This window comes from Streptomyces sp. NPDC042002, assembly GCF_055588305.1.
The window spans coordinates 1-1,333 of record NZ_JBVJCT010000089.1; the positions used below are offsets into that span (position 1 = coordinate 1).

Sequence of the window (1,333 nt, forward strand, 5' to 3'; positions counted from 1 at the left end):
GGGCGAATTCGAGTGGTCGTCGCAACACGTGATCGGTTGTTCAGGCCGCGAGCAGTTTAGACAGGCGCTCGGCTGGGGTTTCCCAGCCGAGCGTTTTGCGTGGCCTGCTGTTGAGTTCGGCGGTGACCGTGTCGAGGTCCTGGCGGGTGTGGGCGGACAGGTCGGTTCCCTTGGGGAAGTACTGCCGCAGCAGGCCGTTGGTGTTCTCGTTCGAGCCGCGCTGCCAGGGACTGGCCGGGTTGCAGAAGTAGACCGGGACGTCGGTGGCAACGGTGAACGCGCGGTGGGCGGCCATCTCTGATCCCTGGTCCCAGGTGAGGGATCGCCGCAGATGCGGCGGGAGTGTCTGGATGGTCTCGACGAGAGCGCCGCGGGTGGCGGTCGCGTTGTGGCCGGCGGGCAGGTGAAGCAGCATCACGTAGCGGGTGGTGCGTTCCACCAGGGTGCCGATCGCGGACTTGCCGTCCTTGCCGATGATGAGGTCGCCTTCCCAGTGTCCGGGAACGGCGCGGTCGGCGGCTTCGGCGGGCCGCTCGCTGATCATGACCATGTTCCGGACCGCGCGGGGCAGACGCTTGTAGGCGTGGCGGTGCGGGCGACGGCGTGCGCGACCGGTCCGCAGGGCGTGAGCCAGTTCCCGGCGGAGTTCGCCGCGGCCCTGGACGTAGAGGGCCTGGTAGATCGTCTCGTGAGTCACGTGCATCTCCGGCCGGTCGGGGAACCGTCTGCGCAGAGCGTGGCAGATCTGCTCGGGGCTCCAGCGCAGGGTCAGGTGACGCTGGATGAAGTCCTGGAGCTCGGGGTTCTGGCCGATCTTGCCCTGCTTGGGGCGAGGCTTGCGCCGGTCGGCGCGACGCTGGGCTGCGTGCGGCCGGTAGTACCAGCCGCCGTCGGCAAGGACGGTGCGGTTGCGGTGGATCTCCCGGCTGACGGTGGAGGGACTGCGGCCCAGCTCGGCCGCGATCGCACGGACCGTGGCCCTCTCCCTCAGCCGGTCGGCTATGTGGATCCGGTCGGCCTCGCGCAGATACCTGCACGGACTGTTCAGGGGTGTCACCGAAGCCTTCGGTGACACCCCTGACGGATCGAGCGGCAGTGCCGCGACGGTGCCGCCGGACGCAGTACGCCCGTTGCGCCATCGCTTGCCCGTCCGGACGTTGATGCCCACGATCCGGGCCGCCTCCGCATACCCCACACCTTGATCCACAAGGTGAAGGTAGGCCCGGCGTTCTTCCGTCAGAGCACGAGTCCCCTGATTGATCGAACGGTCCCGGATCTTGAAATCCATCGCATCCCCTGAGCTGGGGTGTTGCGACGACCACTAGAACTCAAG

General features: G+C 67.9%; 1 protein-coding gene. It reads right to left on the bottom strand.

The window, feature by feature from the left end:
• Positions 1–40: 40 nt before the first annotated feature.
• Positions 41–1,195, bottom strand: coding sequence for an IS30 family transposase (locus tag ACZ6KY_RS42160; protein ID WP_469315534.1), 1,155 nt, complete (start codon positions 1,193–1,195; stop codon positions 41–43).
• Positions 1,196–1,333 lie beyond the last annotated feature (138 nt).